22 protein-coding genes, 3 tRNA genes and 1 pseudogene are annotated in these 26,711 nt (G+C 62.3%); 6 read left to right on the top strand and 20 right to left on the bottom strand.

Annotated features, from left to right (window positions below):
• Nucleotides 1-12: 12 nt before the first annotated feature.
• Nucleotides 13-3,198 (top strand): efflux RND transporter permease subunit, encoded by a 3,186-nt coding sequence (locus tag AC3Z8Y_RS10715; RefSeq protein WP_490089663.1) that lies wholly within the window; start codon nucleotides 13-15, stop codon nucleotides 3,196-3,198.
• The gene (locus tag AC3Z8Y_RS10710; RefSeq protein ID WP_490089662.1) at nucleotides 3,195-4,619 is read left to right on the top strand and encodes an efflux transporter outer membrane subunit; all 1,425 of its coding nucleotides are present in this window, start codon (nucleotides 3,195-3,197) and stop codon (nucleotides 4,617-4,619) included. The genes AC3Z8Y_RS10715 and AC3Z8Y_RS10710 overlap by 4 nt, the downstream gene beginning before the upstream one ends.
• A gap of 51 nt (nucleotides 4,620-4,670) precedes the next feature.
• Here AC3Z8Y_RS10710 and AC3Z8Y_RS10705 read toward each other — a convergent pair whose 3' ends face one another.
• From AC3Z8Y_RS10705 to AC3Z8Y_RS10690, 4 genes are all read right to left on the bottom strand, one after another.
• Complete coding sequence (locus AC3Z8Y_RS10705) at nucleotides 4,671-4,979, bottom strand: hypothetical protein (RefSeq protein ID WP_490089661.1); 309 nt, start codon at nucleotides 4,977-4,979, stop codon at nucleotides 4,671-4,673.
• A gap of 70 nt (nucleotides 4,980-5,049) precedes the next feature.
• A complete protein-coding gene (locus AC3Z8Y_RS10700; protein WP_490089660.1) occupies nucleotides 5,050-7,452 on the bottom strand; it encodes a response regulator in 2,403 nt (800 codons plus the stop codon).
• A gap of 20 nt (nucleotides 7,453-7,472) precedes the next feature.
• The gene (locus AC3Z8Y_RS10695) at nucleotides 7,473-7,934 is read right to left on the bottom strand and encodes a response regulator (protein WP_181119714.1); all 462 of its coding nucleotides are present in this window, start codon (nucleotides 7,932-7,934) and stop codon (nucleotides 7,473-7,475) included.
• A gap of 31 nt (nucleotides 7,935-7,965) precedes the next feature.
• Nucleotides 7,966-10,212 carry an ATP-binding protein gene (locus tag AC3Z8Y_RS10690; RefSeq protein WP_490089659.1) on the bottom strand — a complete coding sequence of 749 codons (2,247 nt, stop codon included), beginning with the start codon at nucleotides 10,210-10,212 and terminating at the stop codon, nucleotides 7,966-7,968.
• A gap of 203 nt (nucleotides 10,213-10,415) precedes the next feature.
• Here AC3Z8Y_RS10690 and AC3Z8Y_RS10685 point away from each other — a divergent pair, with 203 nt between their 5' ends.
• Entirely contained in the window at nucleotides 10,416-10,640 is a 225-nt protein-coding gene (locus AC3Z8Y_RS10685) for a DUF6555 family protein (protein WP_490089658.1), read from the top strand.
• A 112-nt stretch (nucleotides 10,641-10,752) separates the two neighbouring features.
• On the opposite strand, the gene AC3Z8Y_RS10680 is transcribed toward AC3Z8Y_RS10685, so the two are convergent.
• Nucleotides 10,753-11,610 (bottom strand): SDR family oxidoreductase, encoded by an 858-nt coding sequence (locus AC3Z8Y_RS10680; protein ID WP_490089657.1) that lies wholly within the window; start codon nucleotides 11,608-11,610, stop codon nucleotides 10,753-10,755.
• Nucleotides 11,611-11,833: 223 nt separating this feature from the next.
• Between AC3Z8Y_RS10680 and AC3Z8Y_RS10675 the strand changes: the two genes are divergently transcribed.
• A tRNA-Leu gene (locus AC3Z8Y_RS10675) sits at nucleotides 11,834-11,919 on the top strand.
• Between the two features lie 55 nt (nucleotides 11,920-11,974).
• On the opposite strand, the pseudogene AC3Z8Y_RS10670 reads toward AC3Z8Y_RS10675, so the two are convergent.
• The 7 genes and pseudogenes from AC3Z8Y_RS10670 to AC3Z8Y_RS10640 form a co-directional block, all read right to left on the bottom strand.
• Nucleotides 11,975-12,871 (bottom strand): annotated as a pseudogene (locus tag AC3Z8Y_RS10670) (hydroxymethylglutaryl-CoA lyase); the annotation flags it as partial.
• Entirely contained in the window at nucleotides 12,858-14,759 is a 1,902-nt protein-coding gene (locus tag AC3Z8Y_RS10665) for an acetyl/propionyl/methylcrotonyl-CoA carboxylase subunit alpha (protein WP_490089656.1), read from the bottom strand. The pseudogene AC3Z8Y_RS10670 and the gene AC3Z8Y_RS10665, both read right to left, overlap by 14 nt.
• Nucleotides 14,756-15,559, bottom strand: coding sequence for an enoyl-CoA hydratase-related protein (locus AC3Z8Y_RS10660; RefSeq protein ID WP_490089655.1), 804 nt, complete (start codon nucleotides 15,557-15,559; stop codon nucleotides 14,756-14,758). The genes AC3Z8Y_RS10665 and AC3Z8Y_RS10660 overlap by 4 nt, the downstream gene beginning before the upstream one ends.
• 51 nt (nucleotides 15,560-15,610) lie before the next feature.
• Nucleotides 15,611-17,218 carry a carboxyl transferase domain-containing protein gene (locus tag AC3Z8Y_RS10655; RefSeq protein ID WP_490089654.1) on the bottom strand — a complete coding sequence of 536 codons (1,608 nt, stop codon included), beginning with the start codon at nucleotides 17,216-17,218 and terminating at the stop codon, nucleotides 15,611-15,613.
• Between the two features lie 32 nt (nucleotides 17,219-17,250).
• On the bottom strand, nucleotides 17,251-18,432 hold the full coding sequence (locus tag AC3Z8Y_RS10650) for an isovaleryl-CoA dehydrogenase (RefSeq protein ID WP_490089653.1): 1,182 nt from the start codon (nucleotides 18,430-18,432) through the stop codon (nucleotides 17,251-17,253).
• 63 nt (nucleotides 18,433-18,495) lie between these two features.
• Nucleotides 18,496-18,876 (bottom strand): MerR family transcriptional regulator, encoded by a 381-nt coding sequence (locus AC3Z8Y_RS10645; RefSeq protein ID WP_490089652.1) that lies wholly within the window; start codon nucleotides 18,874-18,876, stop codon nucleotides 18,496-18,498.
• An 80-nt stretch (nucleotides 18,877-18,956) separates the two neighbouring features.
• Entirely contained in the window at nucleotides 18,957-19,850 is an 894-nt protein-coding gene (locus AC3Z8Y_RS10640; protein WP_181111904.1) for a LysR family transcriptional regulator, read from the bottom strand.
• A gap of 256 nt (nucleotides 19,851-20,106) precedes the next feature.
• On the opposite strand from AC3Z8Y_RS10640, the gene AC3Z8Y_RS10635 reads away from it, so the two are divergent.
• Nucleotides 20,107-21,273, top strand: a complete 1,167-nt coding sequence (locus AC3Z8Y_RS10635) for an MFS transporter (protein ID WP_490089975.1) — start codon at nucleotides 20,107-20,109, stop codon at nucleotides 21,271-21,273.
• 69 nt (nucleotides 21,274-21,342) lie between these two features.
• On the opposite strand, the gene AC3Z8Y_RS10630 is transcribed toward AC3Z8Y_RS10635, so the two are convergent.
• From AC3Z8Y_RS10630 to AC3Z8Y_RS10600, 7 genes are all read right to left on the bottom strand, one after another.
• Nucleotides 21,343-21,561: a hypothetical protein gene (locus AC3Z8Y_RS10630; RefSeq protein WP_225773945.1), complete on the bottom strand. Its 219-nt coding sequence runs from the start codon at nucleotides 21,559-21,561 to the stop codon at nucleotides 21,343-21,345.
• Nucleotides 21,562-21,785: 224 nt separating this feature from the next.
• Nucleotides 21,786-21,859 (bottom strand) — tRNA-Cys (locus AC3Z8Y_RS10625).
• Nucleotides 21,860-21,896: 37 nt separating this feature from the next.
• Nucleotides 21,897-21,972, bottom strand: a tRNA-Gly gene (locus AC3Z8Y_RS10620).
• A 67-nt stretch (nucleotides 21,973-22,039) separates the two neighbouring features.
• A complete protein-coding gene (gene pgsA / locus AC3Z8Y_RS10615; RefSeq protein ID WP_490089651.1) occupies nucleotides 22,040-22,597 on the bottom strand; it encodes a CDP-diacylglycerol--glycerol-3-phosphate 3-phosphatidyltransferase in 558 nt (185 codons plus the stop codon).
• A 32-nt stretch (nucleotides 22,598-22,629) separates the two neighbouring features.
• Nucleotides 22,630-24,453 (bottom strand): excinuclease ABC subunit UvrC, encoded by a 1,824-nt coding sequence (uvrC, locus tag AC3Z8Y_RS10610; protein ID WP_490089650.1) that lies wholly within the window; start codon nucleotides 24,451-24,453, stop codon nucleotides 22,630-22,632.
• Nucleotides 24,454-24,456: 3 nt separating this feature from the next.
• Nucleotides 24,457-25,101, bottom strand: coding sequence for a response regulator transcription factor GacA (gacA, locus tag AC3Z8Y_RS10605; RefSeq protein WP_181111900.1), 645 nt, complete (start codon nucleotides 25,099-25,101; stop codon nucleotides 24,457-24,459).
• 97 nt (nucleotides 25,102-25,198) lie between these two features.
• Nucleotides 25,199-25,555, bottom strand: a complete 357-nt coding sequence (locus tag AC3Z8Y_RS10600; RefSeq protein ID WP_490089649.1) for a helix-turn-helix domain-containing protein — start codon at nucleotides 25,553-25,555, stop codon at nucleotides 25,199-25,201.
• Nucleotides 25,556-25,635: 80 nt separating this feature from the next.
• On the opposite strand from AC3Z8Y_RS10600, the gene AC3Z8Y_RS10595 reads away from it, so the two are divergent.
• Entirely contained in the window at nucleotides 25,636-25,878 is a 243-nt protein-coding gene (locus AC3Z8Y_RS10595) for a DNA-binding protein (RefSeq protein WP_490089648.1), read from the top strand.
• Here the strand turns inward: AC3Z8Y_RS10595 and AC3Z8Y_RS10590 are convergent.
• Entirely contained in the window at nucleotides 25,860-26,705 is an 846-nt protein-coding gene (locus AC3Z8Y_RS10590; RefSeq protein WP_490089647.1) for an NAD-dependent protein deacetylase, read from the bottom strand. The genes AC3Z8Y_RS10595 and AC3Z8Y_RS10590 overlap by 19 nt on opposite strands.
• Nucleotides 26,706-26,711: the final 6 nt, after the last annotated feature.

Here is a 26,711-nt window from a genome sequence, read left to right as displayed (position 1 = left end):
AGGATCAGCGCCATGACGTTTTCCGATTTCTTCATCAAGCGGCCGATCTTCGCGGCCGTGCTCTCGTTGCTGATTCTGATCGGCGGGGCGATCTCGCTGTTCCAGCTTCCCATCAGCGAATACCCCGAGGTGGTGCCGCCTACCGTGGTGGTACGGGCCAACTTCCCAGGTGCCAACCCCAAGGTGATCGGCGAAACCGTTGCTTCACCCTTGGAACAGGCCATCACTGGCGTGGAGAACATGCTCTACATGAGCTCCCAGGCCACCGCCGACGGCAAGCTCACGCTCACTATCACGTTCGCCCTGGGCACCGACCTGGACACCGCCCAGGTGCAGGTGCAAAACCGCGTGACCCGTACCGAGCCCAAGCTGCCTGAAGAGGTGACCCGTATCGGCATCACGGTGGACAAGGCGTCGCCCGACCTCACCATGGTGGTGCACCTTACCTCGCCCGATCAGCGCTACGACATGCTGTACCTGTCCAACTACGCGGTGCTGAACATCAAGGACGAGCTCGCTCGCCTCAACGGTGTCGGCGACGTACAGTTGTTCGGCATGGGCGATTACTCGCTGCGTGTATGGCTGGACCCGAACAAAACCGCCTCGCGCAACCTCACCGCCACTGACGTGGTGAATGCCATCCGCGAGCAGAATCGCCAGGTCGCGGCCGGCCAGCTCGGCGCACCGCCCGCCCCCAATGCCAGCAGTTTCCAGCTGTCGATCAACACCCAGGGCCGGCTGGTCAGCGAGGAAGAATTCCAGAACATCATCATCCGCGCTGGCGCCGACGGCCAGATCACCCGCCTGAAAGACATCGCCCGGGTGGAGCTGGGGTCCAGCCAATACGCCCTTCGCTCGCTGCTCAACAATCAGCCTGCAGTGGCAATCCCGATCTTCCAGCGCCCTGGCTCGAACGCCATCGACATTTCCAACCAGGTGCGCAACCGGATGGAGGAGCTTAAGCAAAGCTTCCCGGAAGGCATGGACTACAGCATCGTGTATGACCCCACCATCTTCGTGCGGGGTTCGATCGAAGCCGTTGTGCACACGTTGTTCGAGGCGTTGATCCTGGTGGTGCTGGTGGTGGTGCTGTTCCTGCAAACCTGGCGCGCATCGATCATTCCCCTCGCCGCCGTGCCGGTGTCGCTGATCGGTACCTTCGCCGTGATGCACATGTTCGGCTTCTCACTCAACGCGCTATCCCTGTTCGGCCTGGTGTTGGCCATCGGGATCGTGGTGGACGACGCCATCGTGGTGGTGGAGAACGTGGAGCGAAACATTGAACTGGGCCTGGACCCGATGGCCGCAACCCATCGCGCCATGACGGAAGTGACGGGTCCGATCATCGCCACGGCGCTGGTGCTGTGCGCGGTGTTCGTGCCGGCCGCGTTCATCTCGGGGCTCACGGGGCAGTTCTACAAGCAGTTCGCACTTACTATCGCGATCTCTACGGTGATTTCGGCCTTCAACTCGCTGACCCTCTCGCCGGCCTTGGCCGCGGTGTTGCTCAAAGGTCACGACGCGCCGAAAGACCGGTTCTCGCGGATACTGGACAAGCTATTCGGTGCCTGGCTGTTCCGCCCGTTCAACCGCCTGTTCGAGAAGGCCAGCCATGGCTACGTCGGCACGGTGCGCCGAGTGATACGTGGCAGCGGCATCGCCTTGCTGGTGTACGCAGGCTTCATCGTGCTCACCTGGTTCGGCTTCGCCAATACGCCCACCGGCTTCGTGCCCCAGCAGGACAAGCAATACCTGGTGGCTTTCGCCCAGCTGCCGGATGCGGCGAGCCTGGACCGCACCGAAGCTGTGATCAAGCGCATGTCTACCATGGCGATGGAGCAACCGGGCGTGGCCAACGCGATCGCCTTCCCGGGCCTGTCCATCAACGGCTTCACCAACAGCCCCAACAGCGGCGTTGTGTTCGTTGCTCTCAAGGACTTCGACGAGCGCAAGGACCCCAGCGAATCCGCCAGTGCCATCGCCGGTGCCCTTAACGGCAAGTTCGCCGGCATCGAGGAGGCCTACATGGCGATCTTCCCACCGCCGCCCGTACAGGGGCTGGGCACGATCGGCGGTTTCCGGGTGCAAGTGGAAGACCGGGGCAACCTGGGCTATGACGAGCTGTTCAAGGAAACCCAGAACATCATCGCCAAGAGCCACAACGTGCCGGAGTTGGCCGCGCTATTCACTAGCTACACCGTGAACGTACCGCAGGTAGACGCCAACATCGACCGCGACAAGGCCAAGACCCACGGCGTGGCCATCAGTGACATCTTCGACACGCTGCAGGTGTACCTGGGTTCGCTGTATGCCAACGACTTCAATCGCTTTGGCCGTACCTACCAGGTAAACGTGCAGGCCGATCAACGCTTCCGCCTGGACGCCGAGCAGATCGGCCAGTTGAAGGTGCGCAATGACCGCGGCGAGATGATCCCGCTGGCCACATTGATCAAGGTGGAAAATTCCGCCGGGCCAGACCGCGTGATGCACTACAACGGGTTCGTCACCGCGGAGATCAACGGTGCCGCCGCGCCGGGCTACAGCTCTGGCCAGGCGCAGGCCGCCATGGAAAAACTGCTGCGTACCGAGCTTCCCAATGGCATGAGCTACGAATGGACCGAGCTGACCTACCAGCAGATCCTCTCGGGCAACACTGCGCTGTTCGTGTTCCCGCTGTGCGTGTTATTGGCCTTCCTGGTGCTGGCGGCTCAGTACGAAAGCTGGAGCCTGCCGTTGGCGGTGATCCTGATCGTGCCCATGACGTTGTTGTCCGCCATTGCCGGTGTAATCATCGCGGGCAGCGACAACAACATCTTCACCCAGATCGGCTTGATCGTATTGGTGGGGCTGGCGTGCAAGAACGCGATCCTGATCGTGGAGTTCGCCAAGGATAAACAGCTCGAAGGGCTGGACCCGCTGGCTGCGGTTCTGGAGGCCTGCCGGTTGCGCTTGCGGCCGATCCTGATGACCTCGTTTGCCTTCATCATGGGCGTGGTCCCCCTGGTGCTGTCCACCGGCGCTGGCGCTGAAATGCGCCATGCGATGGGTGTTGCGGTGTTCTCCGGCATGCTTGGGGTGACGTTCTTCGGCCTGCTGCTCACGCCAGTGTTCTTCTTCCTGATTCGCCGATTCGTAGAGCGGCGCCAGGCTGCGCGCGTATCGGCCAACTCCCCTGCTCGCCTGGAGGCGCAGCCATGACCGCTTTGTTCCGTTTCGCCCCGGCGCTGTTGACACTTGCCCTGGCCGGGTGTGTGGTTGGCCCTGATTACAAGGCGCCGCAGCCTGCGCCAGCGGCCCTCAGCGAAGCGCAGAGCCAAGGCAACGCGCAGTACGACCGTTCACGTTTCGAGAGCCTGTGGTGGCAACAGTTCGACGACCCGGCGCTCAATCAGCTGGTTCGCGAAGCGCTGGCCGGCAACCGCGACCTGCGGGTGGCGTTTTCCAGAGTGAAAGCCGCACGGGCGATTCGTGACGACGTGGCCAACGATGATCTGCCGGTGATTACCAGCCGGGCCAGCAGCGAGGTGGGCCGCGCCCAAGTGCCTGGGCAAACCGATCACCGGGTGAACATCGAGCGCTATGACCTGGGCCTGGACATGGCCTGGGAGGTCGACCTGTTCGGCCGTATCCAGCGCCAGCTGGAAGCCAGTGATGCGCAGGAAGGCGCCGCGCAAGCGCAGCTTCAGCAATTGCAGGTGACGATGATTGCTGACCTGGTGGACGCCTATGGGCAGCTCCGCGGCGCTCAGCTGCGCGAACGGATTGCGCGGGACAACCTGAGCAATCAGCAAGCCTCTCGCGAAATCACCGTGCAGCTGCGTGATCTTGGCGTGGGCGACGCCTTCGATGTGGTGCGGGCCGATGGCCGGCTTGCAGGGGTAGAGGCCAGTATTCCGCTGCTTCAAGCCGAACAGGCCCGGGCACGGCACCGGATCGCTACCTTGCTCGGGCAGCGCCCCGACGCGCTGAGCATTGACTTGTCACCCAAACCCTTGCCGGCCATCGCCAAGGCGTTGCCGATCGGCGACCCAGGCGAACTGCTACAGCGCCGCCCTGACGTCCGTGCGGCTGAGCGGCAGTTGGCCGCTGCAACGGCTGATATTGGCGTAGCCACCGCGGACCTGTTTCCACGCGTGAGCTTGACGGGCTTTTTGGGCTTTACCGCCGGGCGTGGCTCGCAAATCGGCTCGGCCGCCGCTCAGGCGTGGAGCCTGGCGCCAAGCATCAACTGGGCAGCGTTCGACCTGGGCAGTGTGCGGGCGCGCATCAGGGGCGCCAACGCCGACGCCGAAGGCGCGTTGGCAACCTATGAGCAGCAGGTATTGCTGGCGCTGGAGGAATCGGAAAACGCCTTCAGTGACTACGGCAAGCGCCAGCAGCGCCTGGTGTCGTTGATTCGCCAGAGCGAAGCAAGCCGCAGCGCGGCAGACCTTGCTCGCGTGCGCTATCGCGAGGGCACCGTGGATTACCTGGTGCTGCTGGATGCCGAGCGCGAACGGCTGACCGCAGAGGACGAACAGGCGCAAGGCGAGGTGGACCTGTACCACGGCATCGTGGCGATCTATAAGGCTTTGGGGGGCGGGCTGGGCACCGGAGAACAAGGCCTGGCGACACGCTGACAGTAGGGCGCCCCCTACTCTGCAGGACGGGGGCGCTACACCTTAAAGTGCTTAAATCGGGGTTTTCTGATGGTGGTTGTCCAGCGGCGCGCCACGGTGGCCGCCCGCGATCCGTTTGGCTTCATCGATGGCGAACTTCAGCACTTCGGCTGCCGGCCCCGGATCGTTTTCGCGCATTTTGGTCACATGGCGCAATTCCTTGCCATCGCTGTCGAGCACGCGAACGTCCGATTCGTATTTGTCAGCGGCCAATTGCCGGACCAGCACGTGAATGCTCGTGCCGTTGGCGAGGGTCTCTGTGTGTTCCCGCGGCGAGTGGTCGCTACCTAGCCAATCCTCGTTTTCGTGTCCATGTGACATGTCGCTTCCCCTATTGCCTGGGTTTCGGTGGTGTATGGAGAAAAGACACGCCACAGGGGCCATTGGTTCATTAGGCCGAGGGCGCGGGTAACGGCGCTGCCAAGGCCAGGCGTAGTTTCTGCGTGAGTTCCTCTTCCCGGAAAGGCTTCTGCACGATCAGGTACTGGCCATCATCCAGGCCGCCCACCTCCGCATAACCGGTAATGAAGACGACAGGCAGATGCGGGTATCGCTGGCGAGCCTCGCGGGCGAGCTCGGCGCCGTTTGCGCCTGGCATTGCATAATCGGTGAGCAACACATCCACCTCTTCGTCCAGTTGCTCCAGCGCCTTGGCGGCACCGTCGGCCTCTACCACGCTGTAGCCCAGCGCATCAAGCAGCAGGGCCGTTACCTGACGCACGTTAGGGTCATCGTCAACCAGCAGTATGCGATGGCGAAGCCCATCGGGCGGCAGCAGGGCCTCGGTAGGTCCATCCTCCGTCAGCGCCAGGCTCGGTGCTCGCATCCCGGGCAGGTACACCTTCACGGCCGTGCCCTCGCCCTCCGCGGTTTCGATCGCAACGCCCCCGCCGGACTGCTTGGCAAAGCCGAACACCTGAGCCAGGCCCAGGCCCGAGCCCTTGCCTACATCCTTGGTGGTGAAGAATGGCTCGAAAGCCTTGGCCAGCACCTCGGGTGGCATCCCGCAGCCGGAATCGCGAATGGTGAGCACTACATAGTCACCCACATCCGGGTCTTCCGGCCGGCTTGGCGGCCGCGTCACGGTCTCGTTGGCCGTGGTCAGGCGAAGCGTTCCCCCGTTCGGCATGGCGTCCCGGGCATTGATTGCCAGGTTAAGAATGATCATTTCGGTCTGGGTAGCGTCCACCAATGCATTCCACAAACCGGGTGCCTTTTCGGTCTCGATCCAGATGCTGCCGCCCAGGGTGCGTTGCAGCAGGTCGAGCATGCCTGACACCGTGTCGTTCAGGCTGACCGCGGCAGGCTCAAGGCGTTGCCGGCGCGAGAACGCGAGCAACTGGCTGGTGAGCCGGGCGCCACGCTCGGCGGCTTCCTGAATACTGTGCAGACGGCTCTCGAAGCGAGCGTAGTTGCCACGGGCGAGGTCGCGAATAAGGAAATTGGCGCTGGCCAGGATCACCGTCAGCAGGTTGTTGAAGTCATGCGCTACGCCGGCGGTCAGCTGCCCCACCGCTTCAAGCCGCTGCATCTGCTGCAACGCCGCTTCGATCCGTTCGCGCTCGCGGATCTGTTCGCGGAGCCGCTCGTTGGTGGCGGCGAGTTCGTCGAGCACCGCCCGCTCACTGGTAATGTCCCGGGCCACGGCGTACATCATTCCCTGGTCCGGCACGATGGTCCAGGACAGCCAGCGGTATCCACCGTCCGCGTGTCGCATGCGGTTCACGAAACGGCTGGAAACGATACCCTCGGCCACGTTTTCCACTTCACGGCTGGTAGCTGCCAGGTCGTCGGGATGCACCAGGCTCCACAATCCCATGTGCGCAAGCTCGGCGCGTGGCCAGCCCAAGGTGGCCTCCCAGGCAGGGTTGAGGGCCGCCGGCTGCATGTCGAAATGCAGTACTGCCAGCAACTCCCGGGACAACTCCCAGGTGCGGTCACGTTCCCGGGTCCGCTTCTGCACCCGATCGCCCAACAGATCGTTGAGCCGTTCCAGCGATTCCGTCGCCTCTTTCTGGGTAGTGATGTCCTGAAGGACACCACTGAACCGTACACACTGGCCGTCCACAACGCTTGAGCGGCCACTGCTCGCGAACCAGCGTTCCGCGCCGCTGGGCAGGCGCACCCTATACTCTACTTGGTAGCCATGGTCGGCCCCAGCGGTCAGGGCAGCCTCCACGCGCTCGCGAACCCGAGGCCTGTCCTGGGGCACGATGGTGGAATAGAACAGCTCCAGGGTCACTGCTGCACCGGCAGGTACCTCATACATCACCCGCATGCGCTCGTCCCAGTTAAGCACGCCAGTTTGCGGGTTGAGCTCCCATGTACCCATGCGCGCCGCCTCGATGGCGATACGGGCGCGTGACTCGGCTTCGTGAAGGTTGCGTTCGGCCAGTTCCCGCTGACGACGTTCATGCACCTCCGCCATGGCGCGCTTAACGGCGGCAGGCAGCAATGGCAGGCTCTGCTTGAGCACATAGTCGGTCGCGCCTTCGCGCATCATTTTAACCGCGTGTTCTTCGCCGAACACGCCGGAAATGAATATGAACGGTACCAAGGGTGCCTTTTGCCTGGCAATTGCCAGCACCTGCTCCCCGGATGAGCCGGGCAGCACCACGTCGCTAAGGATCAAGTCGAACGTATGCGCATCCAACAGTTGCGCAACGTCGCCATGGTGATATGCCAGGTGCGGTTCAAGCCGCAACCCGCTGCGCTCAAGGGCGAACAGCGTCAGTTCGGCATCGCGATTGCTGTCTTCGATCAGCAACAGCTTGAGGGGCGCTGGGTTGAGCACGGGCAGGTAGTCTCGACAAGTCAGTTCGTGGGTCGCCGCTGCAACCGCAATGACCCGGGTGGCGGCTCATTGAGCACGGCCCAGAAAATCCCGAGGTCGGATATGGCAGTCACGAATTCCTTGAATTCGACCGGCTTGACCACGTAAGCGTTCACCCCCAGCTCGTAAGCCCGGGTGAGGTCCGGTTCCTCCCGTGAAGAGGTCAGCATCACGATCGGAATGCTGCGCAGCTCACTGCTGTCGCGCACGGCCTTGAGCACCTCCAACCCGTCGACCTTGGGCAGCTTGAGGTCAAGCAGCAGTACCGCCGGGTTCCCCTCTGGGCGCCCGGCGTGGTTGCCGCGGCGGAACAGGTAATCGAGCGCCTCGGCACCGTCACGATGCACGATCACTTCATTGGCCAGCTGGCTTCTTTCCAATGCGACCAGGGTCAATTCCAGGTCACGCGGATTGTCTTCCACCAGAAGGATGGGTTTGAGCATTTAATACCTCTCGAATAGATACGCAGGCCGATCACTGTTGATCGGGCAAAGCGAAATAGAAGGTCGCACCTTCGCCCAGTGCACCCTCGGCCCATACCCGCCCCTGGTGGCGCTCGATGATCCGCCGCACGCTGGCAAGGCCGATCCCCGTGCCTTCGAACTCTTCCATGCGATGCAAGCGTTGGAACACGCCGAACAGCTTGCCCGCATAGGCCATGTCGAAGCCGACGCCGTTGTCCTTGACGAAGATCACGGTTTCGCCGGTTTTCTCGTTACGCAAGGCACCGATCTCGACAATGGAAGGGTCCTGCTCACGGCTGTACTTAAGGGCGTTGGAAATCAGGTTGCGCAGGGCCAGGTGGAGGAAGGCCGCATCACCCAGCACGGCTGGCAGGTGGGCAACCCTCCAGATGACGTTCCGCCCTTCATAATCGGGCAGCATCTCTTCACGGATAGCGTCCACCAGCGCCCCGAGGTTCACGTCAGAGTGTCGCAGGGCAGCCCGGCCCATCTGGGAGAAGCTCAGGAGGTTATCGACCAGGGTGCCAGCAAAGCGCGCTGAGTCACCGATGTGCTCCAGGAAGCGCAAGCCACGATCAGACAGCTTGTCGCCGTCAAAGTCGGTGAGCAGTTCGGTGTATCCCGCGATATGCCGCAAGGGCGCCCGCAGGTCATGGGATACGCTGTACGAAAATGCCTCAAGCTCCTTGTTGGACTTTTTCAGTTCGCCCGCCAGTGCCGCCAGTTCCTCGGCTTTGCGCAACACGATACCGAGCACCGCGGTACGCAGTTCGATGACCGCCTCGACCTCCAGCGGATCCCACGGCACGGAATACCCCCGCACTTCTTCCTGCCACTGGGCAAAACTGTGCCGGGGGTGCAGCGAACCGCCAGCTGCGACGGTTTTCTCGGGCCGCCCGGCCCAGGTCACCGTGCGCGCTTGTTCAGGGCGGAACCAGATCAGGTAATGGCTGTGGATCTTGGAAATGGCAATGGCGAGCACGCCGGCCGCATGCTCCGCTATCGCGCAGCGCTCAGGCACATCCCGCCGAACATTGTCGGTATGGAACACGTCGTCGGCCCCGTCCCGTCCAAGCCACTGGACCAAGGCCTCGATAGACCCCAGCGGCGGGACCTGGCCAATGGTTTCGCAGCGATCGTCACTGATGATCGCGGCACCGCTGGCAGCTGCGAAGTCGATGAACGTCTGAGGCACGGCGAGCAGCCCTTCGGCCACACTGTCGCGGTCCGCCATGGCCGATAACAGCTCAACCACATGCTGGCGCAACCCGAGCAGCCGCTGGGTATCGGCATGCGCTTCACGTGCTTCTATCTGCAAGGACAACACGCTGCCCAACAGTTCACAGGCGGTACGTACCTGGAAGTTCACCCGGCGCGGCGCTGCGTTATGGCACGACACCAGCCCCCACAACTTGCCCCGTACCACGATAGAGATGGACATCGAGGCGAGCGTACCCATGTTGCGCATGTACTGAAGGTGCACCGGGGAAACACTGCGCAGGGCGGAATAACTAAGGTCCAGGGGCTTATCGGTAGCCGGGTTGTGCGCGGGCACCAGCAGCGCCGGCTGGTAATCGGCGTTTTCGATGACCCGAATCCGGTTGACGCAATAAAGCGCCCTTGCCTGCGCAGGGATGTCGCTGGCGGGGAAGCACATGCCAAGGTAGCTCGGGTAGTGCGGGTCCAGCTCTTCGGCCAGCACAGTCCCGTTGCCAGCAGCATCGAAACGATAGGCCTTTACCCGGCCGAAACCGGTAATGCGCTTGATTTCAGTTACCGCACGGCGGCACAGCGCTGTGACGCCCTCCAGGTCCTGCAGCCCGGTTACGAACGCGCGGACCAGCGGGTAGAGCTGCCCGTAGACCAGGCTGACGTCCGTGGCGGGCTCAAATTCGGCAACCAGTACCGAGTCCCAGCGGTGGGCGAGCATTGCATACGGCCCAGCGGTACCCGACGCGCTGAAACTCACATCGCCTACGTGAAACGGATGCGGGTCTTCGGCCGGCGCAGCGGCAAGGCGCTGCAGCATGGGCTGCGGGGACGTGATCAAGGCCGGAAACTGCTGACCGACCAACACCTCTGCGTCCAGGCCAAGCCAAACACGAACGTTTTCACTGGCCTGAAGTACAGTGAAATCGACAGGATCGAGCACCAGCAGAAAACCGTGAGGCTGGATGCTGCCGGGAATCCGAATAGGTTCCCGCGCGCATTGCTCGACGGCGGCGGCCAGGGCCTGCTCCGATTCGGGTGGGGTCACTGAACGCTCCGTGGAACCATTGATAAATTAGACAATACCTTACCAGACTTGTACAAACCTCGGCATCCGGGACACCCTGGTTTCGCTAAAAATCCTGGGAAAAACCACACGCCAGCCTAAAAGCGGCTAGCCTCTCATCGGCTCCAGGGAACTGTTGGATCCGACGCCGGTCAAAAAGCCTCGGCGCGAGGAGGAGCTACGCAATGGAATCGCACAAGCATTACGAGATCTGCTATCGCTACAAGGGCAAAGCACGGCGTTTCGGCCAGCCGGATTCACGTATGTCGACAGCCGACGCCTGGTACTATGCTTCGCTGCATGCCGGGGCCGGGCTATATGAAGTGGCGCTTCACGGTACCGCTACGGCCGTGAGGCGGATCGCCGAGCAGGCGGGTGTCAGCGACGTAGGGTTTCGCGAGCTGTCATGACCGATTGATGGCCTGCGCTGCACATTTCTCACTTGTACAGCGTGTACGGGCTTGGTGGCCGGGCAGGCGCTCAGCGGGCTGCCCGATGCACTTCAAAACCTGGGCGCTTTCCTCACAGGATGGGCTTGCCGCCCGTTACGCCGAACCGCGTGCCGGAGATGTAGCTGGACTCGTCCGACGCCAGCATCACATAGATAGGCGCCACTTCCACCGGCTGGCCCGGGCGGCCCAACGGGGTTTGCGAACCAAATTGCGTTACTTGCTCTTCGGGCATGGTCGCAACGATGAGCGGGGTCCAGATCGGCCCTGGCGCCACGCTGTTGACCCGAATGTTTTTAGGCCCCAGCAACTGGGCCAGGCCGGCACTGAAGTTGGCAATGGCACCCTTTGTAGTGGCGTATGCGAGCAACTGCGGCGTGGGGTTGTCTGAGTTCACCGACGAGGTATTGATGATCGACGAGCCCGGCTTCATGTGCGGCACGGCGGCCTTGCAGATCCGGAACATGGCCGTAATGTTTACATCGAACGTATGCACCCATTCCTCATCCGGGATTTCATCAAGGCTTTGATGGGTCATCTGGAAGGCGGCGTTGTTCACCAGAACATCGATCCGTCCAAACTCCGCTACCGCCTTGTTTACGAGTTCAAGGCAGGCGTCCCGCTTGGAAAGGTCTCCTGGCACCAGCACGCATTTACGGCCCGACGCTTCCACGATCTTCGCGGTCGCCTGGGCGTCTTCATGCTCATCCAGGTAACCGATGATCAGGTCTGCGCCTTCGCGCGCAAAAGCAATTGCCACCGCGCGCCCAATGCCGCTGTCAGCCCCTGTTATCAGTGCCACCTTGCCTTCGAGACGGCCCGACCCTTTGTAGCTCTCCTCGCCACAGTCCGGCAGCGGGTTCATCTTCGCCTGGCTGCCAGGCACTGGCTGGGCTTGCTGCGGGAACGGCGGCGTTGGGTAGTTTTTCATGCTGGATCTCCCGTGGTCGTTAGGTCGATATGAAATAGCGACCACCCCGGGACGGCGCCAGTTCAGTCGTTTTGCCAGGCTGCGTTGCACCGGCCCCGTGCGTCTGGGGTGCCCGGGCGAGTTTTGTTCTTGCCTGTACCGCGCAGGCTGTATATATTCTGGCCTTGCGCTGATTCTGCTTTGCCGTCAATGGCTTATCAGCGCGCTTCACTCCAGCGCTACCGCCCGAATGGCGAAATTGGTAGACGCAAGGGACTTAAAATCCCTCGCCTTCTGGGCGTCCCGGTTCGACCCCGGGTTCGGGCACCATCTGTTTATCCGCGAAGGCGGCATCACGCCCCTCCCCCGGCTTGTCCTCGGTCCTCGACGCTCCCCCCGCGCGGCTTACCTTTGCATCCGGCAATCGCCCCAGCGAAGCATTGAAACTGACGCTCAACGCTATCAATGCTGGCAGGCTGACCCCGGTGTAAATGCCCAGGCCGTTGAGCAGGTACAGCAAATCCTCTGTGGCCAGGTTTCCGCTGGCGCCTTTGGCATAAGGGCAGCCGCCGAGCCCCCCGATGGAGCTGTCGAACACCGCGATACCTTCAAGCAGGCTGGCGTAAACATTGGCCAGTGCCTGGCCGTAGGTGTTATGGAAGTGACCTGCCAGCCGGCTACGCGGCACCTTTGCGCTTACCGTCTCGATCAAATGCCTCGTAGCCTGTGCAGTGCCTACGCCCACCGTGTCCCCCAGGGACACCTCATAACATCCGAGTTCGGCCAAGGCATGTGCGACATCGCGCACTTGCCCAGGGCTTACCTCGCCTTCGTAGGGGCAACCCAGAACACAGGACACATACCCTCGCACGCGCACGCCCCGGCTTGAGGCGAGCGCCAATACCGGCTCGAAGCGCTTGATGCTCTCGGCAATGGAGCAATTGATGTTACGTTGCGAAAAGCTTTCGGACGCGGCGGCAAACACGGCAACTTCCTTCACACCTGCCTCCAGCGCGCTTTCCAAACCGCGCAGGTTGGGCGTCAGCGCCGCATAGGTCACCCCTGGGCGCTGCTCGATGGCGCTGAATACCGCCGGTGTATCCGCCATCTGTGGCACCCATTTGGGCGACACAAAACTGCCGACCTCGATGTAATCCAGCCCCGCCCGGGTCAGGCCATTTATCAGCTCTACTTTCTGCGCCAGCGGCACCATCACCGCTTCGTTCTGCAGGCCGTCACGCGGGCCCACCTCCACAATGCGTACGTGCTCAGGCAGCATTATCGGCCTCCTCGACGGCAACCAGCACCGCGCCCTCGCCCACCAGGTCGCCAGGGGCGCAATTGATGGCGGTCACAACCCCACTGCGCGGTGCTCGAAGCGTGTGCTCCATTTTCATCGCTTCCAGCACCACCAGGCTGGCGCCCGCCTCCACTCGATGCCCTACGGCCACCAATATGGTTACCACACTCGCATTCATGGGGGCGGCGAGGCTGCCGGGTGCAGCATGAGCGGCATCGCTTTGCGCCAGCGGGTCCACCGCATGCACTTCGTATTGCGCCCCTTGCCATTGCACGTGCAACGCCGAACCGCGGCGCACGCCGACCATGGAGCGTGCCTGCGGCTCGGTCGGATCGAACGTTACAAGGCGCTGCTGCTCGCCACACCGCAGGGATAGCACTGCCTCGGCGGGCCTTCCTTGACGCCAGCCTGAGTGTGCGGCCCAGGGGGAAGGCTCTGCCCGCTTTTCGGACGTAGCAAGGTACAGCCTGGCGACCTGCTGCCAGAAGGCGTCGTCCAGTGGTTCGGCTGGCGGCAGCAATACGGCCTCGTGGCGGCCGATGAATCCTGTATCCAGCCGGGCATCCGCAAAGTCTTTGAGGCTCAGCAGGCGCTGTAGAAAGTGCCTGTTGGTTTTCACCCCGGCCACTGTGGTTTCTCCCAACATGGCGAGCAGCCGCAACCGTGCGTCTTCACGGGTTTCCCCCCAGGCGATCAGCTTGGCAAGCATGGGATCGTAGAACGATGAAATGTCGTCGCCTTCCTGTACCCCGCTGTCTACACGGCGGCCGACCCCGGCGGCGGGTTCTTCATAAACCGAAAGCCGTCCACTGGCCGGCAGAAAGCCGGTATTCGGGTCTTCGGCATACAGCCGTGCCTCGATGGCATGGCCGCGCAACGGCACCTGGCCCTGCGTGAGCGGCAACGGCTCGCCCCGGGCCACGCGCAGTTGCCAGGCGACCAGGTCCAGCCCGGTAATGGCTTCGGTCACCGGGTGCTCCACCTGTAGCCGCGTGTTCATTTCCATGAAATAGAAGGTGCCCCGGGCGTCCAGCAAAAACTCCACGGTACCTGCCCCTACGTAGCCAATCGCCTGGGCCGCACGCACTGCAGCCTCCCCCATGGCCTGGCGTAATTCAGCCGTAAGCCCTGGGGCCGGTGCTTCTTCAATGACCTTTTGGTGACGGCGCTGAATCGAACAATCCCGTTCGTGGAGGTACACGCAATGGCCGTGCTGGTCGGCGAACACCTGAATTTCGACGTGGCGCGGCGAAAGCACATACTTTTCCACCAGCAGGCGGGCGTCGCCGAAGGAGGACTGGGCCTCCCGCTGCGCAGAGTCTATGCCCTCGGCCAGGCCGGCCTCGTTTTCCACAACCTTCATGCCCTTGCCGCCGCCCCCCGCGCTGGGCTTTAGCAGCACGGGGTAGCCAATGCGCTCGGCGGCGGCTCGGAAGGTTTCGTAGCGTTGGTTCTCGCCGTGGTAGCCCGGCACCAGCGGTACCTGTGCAACTTCCATCAGCGCCTTGGCCGCCGCCTTGCTGCCCATGGCGTCGATGGCCGAGGCTGGCGGCCCGATGAATATCAGGCCTGCTTCCTCCAACTCACGCGCGAACGTGGCGTTCTCGGACAGAAAGCCATACCCCGGGTGTACCGCCCGAGCCCCGCTGGCCTTCGCTGCAGCGATGACTTTGTCGATGTTTAGGTAACTCTCGGCGGGTTTGGTGCCGCCCAAGGCAATGGCAAGGTCCGCCTCGCGCACATGGCGTGCCCCACGATCCGCATCGCTGTACACCGCTACGCATTCGATCCCCAACGCCTGGGCGGTCCGCATGATGCGGCACGCGATCTCGCCACGGTTGGCGATTAACAACCGGTCAAGTACGCTCATGCGCCTGCCCTCGCCTGCCAGTTGGGGGAGCGTTTCTCCAGGAAGGCGGCAATCCCTTCCTGCCCCTCGGCACCACTGCGCAGTTGCGCGATCACCTCTTCGGTGCGACGACGCAGTGGCTCAGTGACCGCCCCGTCACCTACTTCCAGCAGCAGCGCCTTGCTCGCACGCAAGGCTGCGGGGCCGTTATTCACCAATTTGGCAACCCACTGGCCCAGGGCGCCCTCGAGGGCTTCAGGCGCGTACACTTCCGCCAGCAGCCCAAGCTCCCGGGCCCGGGCGGCATCGAAACGCTCCGCCGTGAGGGTATAGCGGCGCGTGGCGCGGGCTCCGATGGCTTGGGTTACGTAGGGGCTGATCACCGCAGGGGCAAGGCCCAGCCGCACCTCTGACAGGCTGAACTGCGCATCCTGTGTGCCGACAGCCATGTCGCAACAACACGCCAGGCCCACCGCACCGCCGAAGGCGGCACCGTCGACCACCGCCAGGGTTGGTATCGGCAAGGTATGGAGGGCTTCAAGCATATCGCCAAGGGCGCGTGCGTCGGCGAGGTTTTCGTCCAGGCTCAGGTTCACGCTGGCTTGCATCCAGGCCAGGTCGGCACCGGCGCTGAAGTGCCGGCCACGCCCGCGCAGGATCAGCAGGCGCAAACGGGTATCCGCGGCGATCAGCCGGAAGGCTTCGCGAAGTTCGCTGATCATCAATGCGTTGAAGGCATTGTTCTTGTCAGGGCGGTTAAGCCACAGGGTGGCCACGCCATCGGCGTGTCGTTCGAGGGTTACGGTCGAAAAGTTTGTCATTGTTGTGTGCTCTTCGAAGGCCAGGCCGTCGCTATAGGCGCGGCGCGGTGATTACATGCGGAACACGCCGAAGCGGGTATCGGCCACAGGTACATTGGCCGCCACGGCCAAGGCCAGCGCCAGTACGTCCCGGGTTTGCGCGGGGTCGATCACCCCGTCGTCCCACAAGCGCGCGCTGGAATAGAACGCGTGGGCCTGCTGCTCGTATTGCGCGACCAGTGGCTGCCTGAGTGCCTGCGCTTCAGCGTCCCCAAACTCACGCCCGGCGCGGCGAGCCTGTTCTTCCTTCACCTGCACCAGCACCCCCGCCGCCTGGGCGGCGCCCATCACCCCGATTTTTGCGTTGGGCCACATCCACAGGAAATTGGGGTCGTAGGCGCGGCCGCACATGCCATAGTTGCCGGCACCAAAGCTGCCGCCGATGATCACGGTGAACTTGGGCACCCGGGCGCAGGCCACCGCGGTGACCAACTTGGCGCCATGCTTGGCGATGCCGCCTGCCTCGTATTTTTGCCCCACCATAAAGCCCGTGATGTTCTGCAGGAACAGCAACGGCACCTTGCGCTGGCACGCCAGCTCGATAAAGTGCGCGCCCTTTTGCGCCGCCTCGGCGAAGAGGATGCCATTGTTCGCCAGGATCGCCACCAGGTAGCCATTGATGCGCGCAAAACCACAAACCAGGGTGGTCCCGAACAGCGCCTTGAATTCATCCAGGCGCGAGTCATCCACCAGGCGAGCGATCACTTCGCGCACCTCGAAGGGCTGGCGAGGGTCGGCGGGCACGATGCCGTACAGGTCCTCGGCCGGATAACGCGGGGCTATGGGCGTAGCGGGCGTTACGGCCTGAGCAGGCTTGTGGTTGAGGTTGGCGATGCAACGCCGGGCAATGGCCAGCGCGTGCTCGTCGTTTTCCGCGTAGTGATCGGCCACCCCGGACGTGCGGCAATGCACGTCGGCACCCCCGAGCGCTTCGGCGGTGACCACCTCGCCGGTAGCGGCCTTCACCAAGGGCGGGCCGGCCAGGAAGATGGTCGCCTGTTCGCGGACCATGATGGTTTCGTCGCTCATGGCCGGCACGTAGGCGCCACCCGCGGTGCAGGACCCCATCACCACGGCGATCTGCGCAATGCCTTCGGCGCTCATATTGGCCTGGTTGAAGAAAATACGGCCAAAGTGCTCGCGGTCGGGGAATACCTCGTCCTGACGCGGCAGGTTGGCACCGCCTGAATCCACCAGGTACACACACGGCAAGCGATTCTGCCGAGCGATGGCCTGGGCGCGCAGATGTTTTTTCACCGTGAGCGGATAATAGGAGCCACCCTTCACCGTGGCATCGTTGGCAATGATCATGCATTCGGTGCCTTCGATCCGGCCGATGCCTGCGATCAGGCCGGCCGCAGCAACGTCCTCGTCGTACACCTGGAAGGCCGCCAGCTCGCCCACTTCAAGAAAAGGCGAACCGGGGTCGAGCAACAGGTTGATGCGCGTGCGCGGCAGTAACTTACCTTTAGCGGTGTGTCGTGCCTGCGCTACTTCCCCGCCACCCTGATGAACGCGGTCCAATAACTGGCGCAGTACACCTACCTGTTCGAGCATAGCGCTCTGGTTGGCCTTGAAGTCGGCCGCCTGGGCGCTGATCGCGGAATTCAAAATGCTCATGTGAACGTCCCTTGTATGCGAAAGAAGCGCCCTTAGCGGGTTTCGTTGAATAACTCACGGCCGATCAACATGCGGCGTATTTCGCTGGTGCCCGCGCCGATCTCATACAGCTTGGCGTCGCGCCAGATACGGCCCACCGGAAATTCGTTGATGTAGCCGTTGCCACCAAGAATCTGGATGGCCTCGCCAGCAAGCCATGTGGCTTTTTCCGCCGCGTACAGAATGACGCCGGCGCAATCCTTGCGAACCTGGCGAACATGGCCGCTGCCCAGGGCATCCAGATGCTTGCCCACGGCATACAGGTAGGCACGGCACGCTTGATGGGTGGTGTACATGTCCGCCACCTTGCCCTGGATAAGCTGGAACTCGCCGATGCTCTGGCCGAATTGCTTGCGGTCGTGCAAGTACGGCACTACCGCATCCATGGCGGCCTGCATAAGCCCCAGCGGGCCACCGGAGAGCACGGCGCGCTCATAGTCCAGGCCGCTCATCAGCACGCCTGTGCCCTGGTTAACTTGGCCAAGCACGTTCTCGACGGGCACTTCCACGTTGTCGAACACCAGCTCGCCGGTGTGCGAGCCACGCATGCCCAGCTTGTCGAGCTTTTGCGCCACGGAGAAGCCGGGGGTGTCGGTATCAAGAATAAACGCCGTGATGCCCTTCGCTCCCGCGGCCGGGTCGGTTTTGGCGTACACCACCAGCACGTCGCAATCCGGCCCATTGGTGATCCACATCTTCGTGCCGTTGAGCACATAGTGGTCACCCACACGGTCGGCCCGCAGCCGCATGGACACCACATCGGAGCCGGCGTTGGGCTCGCTCATGGCCAGCGCGCCCACGTGCTCGCCTGAAATCAACTTCGGCAGGAAGCGTGTTTTCTGTTCATGGGTGCCGTTGCGGTTGATCTGGTTCACGCACAGGTTGGAATGCGCACCGTAAGACAGGCCAATGCCACCTGCACCGCGAGACACCTCTTCCATGGCAACCATGTGGGCCAGGTAGCCCATGCCGGCGCCACCATACTCTTCGGGTACCGTGAGGCCCAGAAGCCCCATGTCCCCGAACTTGCGCCACAAGTGCATGGGGAACGCGTCGTCACGGTCGGCCTGCTCCGCAAGCGGTGCCACTTCGGCCGCTACAAAGCCTGCGACCGAATCGCGCAGCATGTTGATGTCTTCACCAAGAAAAAAATTAAGGCCGGGCAAGGGTGTCATCGCTGTGTGCTCTCTCTTTTGTAATTGTTGGGAGGTGCAGGTGCGCGCTTCAGGGCTGCTGCGTCAGGGCATGGCGGCTTGCTCCAACGCGGCCCTGCAACGCTCTTCGGCAGTGTCCAGTTCTAGATGCATTTGCTCGATATCGAGCATCTGTTGCTTGAGCTGGCTGCGCCGCTCTTCGATCTTCTCCAGAAAGCGCGCAAGCTGCCGGCGATTGCCAGCGGGGTCGTACAGGTCGATCAGCTCTTTGCATTCGGCCAGCGAAAAGCCGATTCGCTTGCCTCTGAGGATCAATTTGAGGGTGACCAGGTCGCGTGGGTGGAAAATCCGTTCCTGGCCCCGCCGCTCAGGCGTCAGCATGCCCTGCTCTTCATAGAACCGGATGGTCCGGGTTGTGACGTCCAGCACACGGGCCAGCTCGGAGATCGTATAGGTGGTGGTCAAGGAGCGCTTCCAGCCGGTTACTTTACGTTAACGTAAGGGTAAGGCTGACAACCTGTCAATGGTAGCCACAGCATCGTTGGTCAGTCGCGAAAGCGGATAGCCTCTACGAACTTTGCGAAGGCCGGCGATGCGTGGCTGCGGTGCGGGTAATACAAGTGGAAACCGTCGAACGTGGGACTCCAGTCGGCAAGCACCTCGACCAGCCGGCCGCTTTCCAGGTATGGCTGGGCGAGAAAGTCAGGGACATAAGCCAGCCCGATGCCGTCGAGCGCTGCATTCATCACATGCACGATACTGTTGGCCGTGAATTGCCCGCTCACCCGAGTCGTAAGCTTGCGTCCATCCTTTTCGAATTCCCAGGCATAACAGGCCCCATTGGCCGAGTGGCGGATGTTGATGCAGCTGTGCTGCGTCAGGTCCTGGGGCAATACCGGTGCGGTATGACGGCGAAAATAGGCCGGCGTCCCTACCACGGCCAGCCTCCAGTCCGGGCCGACGCGCACCGCGATCATGTCTTTGCTGATGGATTCCCCCAGGCGGATGCCGGCGTCGAATCGCTCCGTCACGATGTTGGTGAAGCCGTAGTCAATGCTGACCTCGACCTGAATGTCGGGGTACTCGGCCAGAAAACCTGCGAGCATCGGCCGGATACACCGTTCGGCGGCGTCATCCGAACAGGTTATCCGAATGCTGCCAGACGGCTTGTCCCGCAGCTCCCCCAGCGCCGATACCTCCTCGGCAATCTGATCGAACAGGGGCGCCACTGCCTGCAATAGCCTGGCCCCTGCTTCGGTGGGCGCCACGTTGCGGGTGGTGCGGGTGAGCAAGCGAATGCCCAGCCGAGCCTCCAGCGCCCTCAACGTATGGCTGAGCGCGGAAGGCGTAACACCCAGCCGCGCTGCAGCCTTGGTAAAGCTCTGGTCCTGAGCCACAGCCACAAAGGCTTGCAAGTCGCTGATCTTGGGAAGCGCCATTATTGACCTGCCTTCACGATTGTTTAGGGAATACCTGTTTGGGCGATGCTAATCCGTCCGCTCAGCTACGCCTAGCCATTCGTGATAGCCAACCAATAAGCAATCGACCCGCTGGATTGGTGAGCAAGCTTCAACAGTCCATCAACCGGGGAGCAATTTTTCTCCAAGGTGCGCCCCGCTAGCATGGCTGCCTCGCCATCGCCTGCTTGAGATCCCCAACGTGTCAGACACCCTCGAACACCTTTCCCTGCCTGGCATTGCCGGGCCCCGCGAACCCGCCGCCAGCTGGGCCCCGGTGTTCGCGCTATCCTTGGGGGCATTTGCCCTGGTAGCGTCCGAGTTCATGCCGGTCAGCCTGCTCACGCCTATTGCTACCGACCTTCATATCACCGAAGGCGGGGCCGGCCAGGCGATTTCGATTTCGGGCGCCTTCGCGCTGATCACCAGCCTGTCTATTTCTTCCCTGGCAGGCCGGGTAGACCGTAAGCTGCTGCTGCTGTCGCTCACCCTGTTGATGGTGATCTCCGGCACCGTGGTGGCCACTGCTTCAAACTATGGAATCTTCATGGTTGGCCGGGCGCTGATCGGCGTGGCAATCGGCGGCTTCTGGTCCATGTCGGCGGCAACCGCCATGCGCCTGGTGGCGGACCATCAGGTGCCGAAGGCCCTGGCTATCGTCAATGGCGGGAACGCCTTGGCGACCGTGATTGCCGCGCCGCTAGGCAGTTATCTGGGCGCGATCATAGGGTGGCGCTGGGCATTCTTCGCTGTCGTACCCGTCGCGATGATCGCTTTCCTCTGGAAGCTACTGAGCCTGCCCGCCCTGCAACCCCAAGGTAGCGCAGGGGCAAAGGCACTCTGGCGCTTGATGAAACGGCCGGCCGTTTCGCTGGGCATGGTCGCCGTAAGCCTGTTTTTCATGGGCCAATTTTCCCTGTTCACCTACCTGCGCCCGTTCCTCGAAACGGCGGGCCACGCTGATGTTCAGACGGTGTCGGGGATATTGCTGATCATGGGAGTGGCAGGCTTCGTTGGTACCGCCACGATCGGCAGCGTTTTGCAAAGGAGCCTGTACCGCACGCTGGTGGCCATTCCTGTGCTGATGGCTGCCATCGCTGTGGCGCTGATCTGGATTGGCGCTTCAGCCGGTAGCAGTGCTGTGCTGCTGGGAGTATGGGGCCTGATCGCGACCGCCGCTCCGGTGGGCTGGTGGACGTGGCTCTCACAAACCCTTCCTCGCGACGCCGAAGCAGGCGGGGGCCTTATGGTGGCGATCGTGCAACTGGCGATCATGCTGGGCGCGACCCTCGGCGGGTTGCTGTACGACGCCAGCGGCTACCGGGCCACCTTTGGCCTGAGCGTGGCCTTGCTTGTGATCGCTGCGGGCTTCACTGTACTGGCCGCCCGCGCGGACCACGACTGACTGCCGCCTGGTTGCGTCCGCGGCCGGGCGGGCCCTTGGCCTGGGCCCGCCCGGCGGCGCGGCATGCCGCTACTCCTCGAATACAAGGCTGAATTCGCTGACGTCGCCCTCCTCTTCTGCCTCGTGGTAGGTCACCGGTACGCCCAGGAACGCCATGCCGTCGGGCTGGCGATCGGTCAGCGGATCAAGTGCGATGCGGTACCAGAGAGGGGGTGTCCTAACAACAATGTGCGATACATTACGACCGTTCACCCTGGCCTCTCGGAGCTGGACTATCAAAGTATCCATAGGCTTCTCGCTGGTCAGGTTTCGTACACGATCAATGCCCCATACGGGCATTGCCTACGACCCTTGCAGCATAGCGCGCTCTGAAAATCTTGTGACGTGATCGGTGCCGTCGCGCGGGCGGGACATCCGGAACTGTCCCTGATGTGGCCCGTATGTGCAAAAAAGGATGTCGAAGGCGCAAAAGAAAAACCCCGCAGACCGTTGATCTGCGGGGCTTTCAATGATGGAGGCCGAGGTCGGAATCGAACCGGCGTAGGCGGATTTGCAATCCGCAGCATAACCACTTTGCTACTCGGCCTCAAAACACCTGACAGGAACCTGCCCGATGCGAAAACTGGAGCGGGAAACGAGACTCGAACTCGCGACCCCGACCTTGGCAAGGTCGTGCTCTACCAACTGAGCTATTCCCGCGTCGTGTTGACGGGCGCCATTCTATCTAAACGGCGCAGGCCGTCAAGCCTTTGATTCAAAAATAGTTTTATTTTTTTACATCAGTACTCAGATGGGGCAGCGCGGCGCGCAGGTAATTGACCATGGACCACAGCGTGAGCGCCGCCGAGATCCACAACAAGCCGTAGCCAAGGAGCACGATGAAGGTGAGCGCAGGTGGGTTGCCGAGCAGGATGATCAACGCAACCATTTGAGCGGCGGTCTTCCATTTACCGAGGCTGGAGACGGCCACCTGAGCGCGGGCGCCGAGCTCGGCCATCCATTCACGCAGGGCCGACACTACGATTTCCCGGCCAATGATGACCGCAGCGGGAAGGGTGAGCCAGATATTGGCGTGAGCCTGCACCAGCAGCACCAGCGCCACCGCCACCGTGAGCTTGTCTGCGACCGGATCGAGGAACGCGCCAAAGGGAGTGCTCTGCTCGAGCCGCCTGGCAAGGTAACCGTCGAGCCAATCGGTAGCGGCGGCAATGGCGAACACGCTGCTCGCCGCCAGGTAGCTCCAGTGGTACGGAAGGTAAAACAGCAGAATGAAGATCGGAATCAGCGCGACGCGCAACACAGTTAGGATATTAGGAATATTCATCGGCACGACTGGCAGCAGGTTGAGCGGCCATTCTACTCGCTGTGCAGGTTGGCATAAATCGACTCCGCCAGCTTTTTGCTGATGCCAGGTGCCTTGGCGATTTCGTCGATGCTGGCACGGGACAATTCCTGGAGCCCTCCAAAGTGTTTGAGCAGGTCGCGTCGGCGCTTGGGCCCTACCCCGTCGATACCTTCAAGTGTGGACGTACGCCGGGCTTTGCCACGCCGTGCGCGGTGGCCGGTGATTGCAAAACGGTGTGCTTCATCGCGTATCTGCTGAATCAGGTGCAGGGCGGGCGAGTCAGCCTTCAGCGTGAATTCGTTGGCCACGTCATTGAGGTACAGCGTTTCAAAACCTGCCTTTCGGGTCACGCCCTTGGCCACGCCAATCAGGATCAGCTCGGGCACCTCCAGCGCCTGCAATACCTCGCGGGCCATGTTCAGCTGCCCCTTGCCACCGTCCACCAGCAGCACGTCCGGTAGCTTGCCCTCGCCGTTCTTGATCTTGCTGAAGCGGCGGGTAAGGGCCTGATGCATCGCAGCGTAATCGTCGCCCGCGGTCACACCCTCGATGTTGTAGCGGCGGTAATCCGACTTGATCGGGCCTTCGGGGCCGAACACCACACAGGAGGCAACGGTAGCCTCCCCGCTCGAGTGGCTGATGTCGTAACACTCCAGCCGCTGCGGTGGCTCGTCCATCCCCAGCACGTCCGCCAGGGCGTCGAAGCGCGCGGTAACGTGCTGCCGGTTCGCCAGCCGCGCGGCCAGTGCCTGGTCAGCGTTGGTCACGGCCAGCTGCTGCCAGCGCGCCCGGGTACCACGCACGCGGTGGCTGACTGCAAGTTCACGGCCTCGCAAGGTTGCAACAGCTTCGACCAGCGCCTCGATGTCTTCGGGAAGTGTATTGACGATGAGCTCCGTGGGCAGCTCCCGTTCGGAACTGCCCAGGTAGTACTGGGACAGAAATGCCGACATCACCTCGTCGAGGGACTCTTCAATACCTACCTGCGGGAAGAAGTTCTTGCTGCCCAGTACCCGCCCGCCGCGCACGCTGATCAAGTGCACGCAGGCCCCGCCCGGGTTCACGAACGCAGCGATCACGTCCACATCGCCGGTGCCCCCCTCCATGCTTTGCTGATCCTGCACTCGGCGCAGCACGGCAATCTGGTCGCGAAGCTCCGCGGCCTTTTCGAAATCAAGGTCCATGGCCGCCCGCTCCATGGTTTCAGACAGCTCATTGGTGAGCTGGTGGCTGCGGCCTTCGAGGAACATGATCGAGTGGCGCACGTCTTCGGCGTACTCCGGGGTTTCCACGGCTCGCACGCAAGGCGCCTTGCAGCGCTTGATCTGGTATTGCAGGCATGGGCGCGTGCGGTTTTTGAAATAGCTGTCTTCGCACTGCCGAACCTGGAAGGTTTTCTGCAACAGGCTGAGGCTTTCGCGGATCGCGCCCGCGCTGGGATAGGGGCCGAAATAGCGGCCCTTGCCCTTCTTCGCGCCCCGATGGATGCTCAGCCGGGGGAACTCGGCGTCCGACAGGTAAACGTAAGGGTAGGATTTATCGTCGCGCAGAAGAATGTTGTACGGCGGGCGCCACTCCTTGATGAGCGTCTGCTCGAGCAGCAAGGCCTCGGTCTCGTTGGCCGTGATGGTGGTTTCCACCTGGGCGATGTGCCCCACCAGGGCGGCGGTCTTGGGCGCCAGCCCGGTTTTGCGGAAATAGCTCGCCAGGCGCTTCTTGAGGTTTCGGGCCTTGCCGACGTAAAGCAGCCGCCCACCCTCGTCGAACATCCGATAAACGCCGGGGCGGCCGCTGCAGGTCGCCAGGAAGGCGGACGGATCGAAAGTCTGAGTCATGTTTTACGCGTTGGCGTCGACCATGCCGTGGCGAACGGCCAGCAAGGTCAGCTCGACATCGCTGGTAATGGAAAGCTTCTCGAAAATGCGGTACCGATAGGTATTCACCGTCTTTGGCGAAAGACAAAGCCGATCCGAGATATTCTGCACCTTCTGGCACCCAACGATCATCAAGGCGATCTGGATTTCCCGCTCTGACAACAGATCGAACGGGGACGCCGTGGTCTGTGGCTGGAACGACTTGAGCGCCAGTTGCTGCGCAATCTGTGGGCTGATATAGCGCTGGCCGGCAAACACCAGGCGAATGGCCTGAACCATCTCGCCAAGCGCAGCGCCTTTGGTGAGGTACCCTGCGGCACCTGCCTGAAGCAACCGCGTGGGGAACGGATCTTCCTCGCACACCGTAACCACCACAACCTTTACGTCAGGATGGCTGCGCAACATCTTGCGGGTGGCTTCCAGCCCGCCGATGCCAGGCATCTTCACATCCATCAGTACCACGTCTGGTTTCAGATCCCGCGCAGCCTTCAGCGCTTCTTCCCCCGACTCCGCCTGGCCGACCACTTGAAGCCCGTCGATGTCGGACAGCATGCGAGTAATGCCTGTGCGTACCAGATCGTGATCGTCGACCACTAGCACCCTAATCAAGCAGACACCTCTCGTTACGCTTTACATTCAGAACGGTACATTAACAAAGTTCCACCACGCGAACCTAGGCCTAAACGAAAACTGCGTACCGGCGGTCTCAGCGCCCTCGCCTGCCGTCAATGTTTCTGGCGGGTAGCAACGCCACCAGGGCCTCTGCCATCCCCGCCAGCGCGGTTTGGGCAGCTGACGGCAGCGAGCGATAGCCCCTCAGCAGGCTGGCTTCGGCTTCGTCCAGTTGGTCGATGGGTTCGGCCGCGCGCGCTCCGGTAAGCACATACAGCACATCCACACCGTGATCCGCCACCGCGGCCAGGTAATCGGCCTTGGGCCAGCGCTCTCCGCTTTCGTATTTTCCCTGGGCATTGGGCTCTACGCCGCCTATCTCACCGAAGGCTCGTTGAGTAAGCCGAAGGCGTTCACGTTCCTCGCGGATGCGAGAACCAATTGCAGTCATTTGAATGTATAATCCTTTCCGAAACACCCAAAGCGGTGTGGAATCCAACACTATTAAATCTAGAAAAACGGACTTGAACTATGCACGGTATACGGACTGCCGCACAAGCGAGAGCTTGGCTGGATCATCAGGGGAAATCGGTTCAACAATTTGCCCGTGAGCACAATGTGGACCCCGCCACCACCTACCAGGTGCTGTCAGGGCGCAAGAAGGGCCGACGGGGGGAGGCCCACAAGGTAGCGGTACTGCTTGGCATGAAGGATGGCGTGATCCCGAGCGATATGGACGTTGCCCGGCGGGATATTCACTCGGCGCCCAACTGATCCGCAAGCCAGGGCAAGGCCCCTTCGCAAGGCTGGCGAACCTTGAGCGCCAGCAGGGCATCAGCTCGGGTACGGCCCATGTTGATGGCCAGCAGGGGCTTGCCCTGACGCGACATCTCCAGGCATAGCCGGTAACTGGAATAGGCCATAAGTGATGAGCCAATCACCAGCATCACTGCGGCGCGCTCGGTCGCCTCCAGGGCAGCCCGCGCCGTATGCGTTGCCACGCCGTCACCGAAGAACACAACGTCGGGCTTGAGCCGGTCGCCGTTGCACGCGGGGCACAATGGCAAGGTGAATTGTTCGAGGAACCTGGCGGCCAGCTGGGCGTCACCGTCCGGTGCCAGCACCGCGCGCACGTCCTGAAGGGAAGGGTTCGCGTCTTCGAGGGCGGTTTGCATGGCCGCACGGGAGAGCGTGGCCGCGCAATCCAGGCACACCACGCGGTGCAGGTTGCCGTGCAACTCGATCACATCGCGGCTACCGGCTTGCTCGTGCAGCCCATCCACGTTCTGGGTGACCACCGATACCACGTGGCCCGCAGCCTGCAGCCGCGCCAGCGCTTCATGGGCAGGGTTGGGCCGCGCCCGCTCCACCCCATGCCAGCCCACCATCGCCCTGGCCCAGTACCGTTTGCGCGCTTGCAGCGAACTCACGAACTCTTGGTGCATCATGGGCGCATTGCCGCGGCGCACACCTTCAGTATCACGGTAATCCGGTATGCCTGAAGCCGTGCTGATCCCTGCCCCGGTCAGGGCAAGGACGGGGGCGCCGGCCAGTTTTCGGCACAGCATGGAGAGTGCCTCGAGGGCTTGGGTCTGATCCATACGCAA

The organism is Pseudomonas sp. 3MAES_34.3B (assembly GCF_058145875.1).
Note: the sequence above shows the minus strand (reverse complement) of the source record. Positions and strands in the feature narration are given on the sequence as shown.

What these genes read in the sequence shown, in the direction of transcription:
- AC3Z8Y_RS10715 (WP_490089663.1), top strand. Translation starts at nt 13, where the DNA reads ATGACGTTTTCCGATTTCTTCATCAAGCGGCCGATCTTCGCGGCCGTG.
- AC3Z8Y_RS10710 (WP_490089662.1), top strand. Translation starts at nt 3,195, where the DNA reads ATGACCGCTTTGTTCCGTTTCGCCCCGGCGCTGTTGACACTTGCCCTG.
- AC3Z8Y_RS10705 (WP_490089661.1), bottom strand. Translation starts at nt 4,979, where the DNA reads ATGTCACATGGACACGAAAACGAGGATTGGCTAGGTAGCGACCACTCG.
- AC3Z8Y_RS10695 (WP_181119714.1), bottom strand. Translation starts at nt 7,934, where the DNA reads ATGCTCAAACCCATCCTTCTGGTGGAAGACAATCCGCGTGACCTGGAA.
- AC3Z8Y_RS10685 (WP_490089658.1), top strand. Translation starts at nt 10,416, where the DNA reads ATGGAATCGCACAAGCATTACGAGATCTGCTATCGCTACAAGGGCAAA.
- AC3Z8Y_RS10680 (WP_490089657.1), bottom strand. Translation starts at nt 11,610, where the DNA reads ATGAAAAACTACCCAACGCCGCCGTTCCCGCAGCAAGCCCAGCCAGTG.
- AC3Z8Y_RS10665 (WP_490089656.1), bottom strand. Translation starts at nt 14,759, where the DNA reads ATGAGCGTACTTGACCGGTTGTTAATCGCCAACCGTGGCGAGATCGCG.
- AC3Z8Y_RS10660 (WP_490089655.1), bottom strand. Translation starts at nt 15,559, where the DNA reads ATGACAAACTTTTCGACCGTAACCCTCGAACGACACGCCGATGGCGTG.
- AC3Z8Y_RS10655 (WP_490089654.1), bottom strand. Translation starts at nt 17,218, where the DNA reads ATGAGCATTTTGAATTCCGCGATCAGCGCCCAGGCGGCCGACTTCAAG.
- AC3Z8Y_RS10650 (WP_490089653.1), bottom strand. Translation starts at nt 18,432, where the DNA reads ATGACACCCTTGCCCGGCCTTAATTTTTTTCTTGGTGAAGACATCAAC.
- AC3Z8Y_RS10640 (WP_181111904.1), bottom strand. Translation starts at nt 19,850, where the DNA reads ATGGCGCTTCCCAAGATCAGCGACTTGCAAGCCTTTGTGGCTGTGGCT.
- AC3Z8Y_RS10630 (WP_225773945.1), bottom strand. Translation starts at nt 21,561, where the DNA reads ATGGATACTTTGATAGTCCAGCTCCGAGAGGCCAGGGTGAACGGTCGT.
- pgsA (WP_490089651.1), bottom strand. Translation starts at nt 22,597, where the DNA reads ATGAATATTCCTAATATCCTAACTGTGTTGCGCGTCGCGCTGATTCCG.
- uvrC (WP_490089650.1), bottom strand. Translation starts at nt 24,453, where the DNA reads ATGACTCAGACTTTCGATCCGTCCGCCTTCCTGGCGACCTGCAGCGGC.
- AC3Z8Y_RS10600 (WP_490089649.1), bottom strand. Translation starts at nt 25,555, where the DNA reads ATGACTGCAATTGGTTCTCGCATCCGCGAGGAACGTGAACGCCTTCGG.
- AC3Z8Y_RS10595 (WP_490089648.1), top strand. Translation starts at nt 25,636, where the DNA reads ATGCACGGTATACGGACTGCCGCACAAGCGAGAGCTTGGCTGGATCAT.
- AC3Z8Y_RS10590 (WP_490089647.1), bottom strand. Translation starts at nt 26,705, where the DNA reads ATGGATCAGACCCAAGCCCTCGAGGCACTCTCCATGCTGTGCCGAAAA.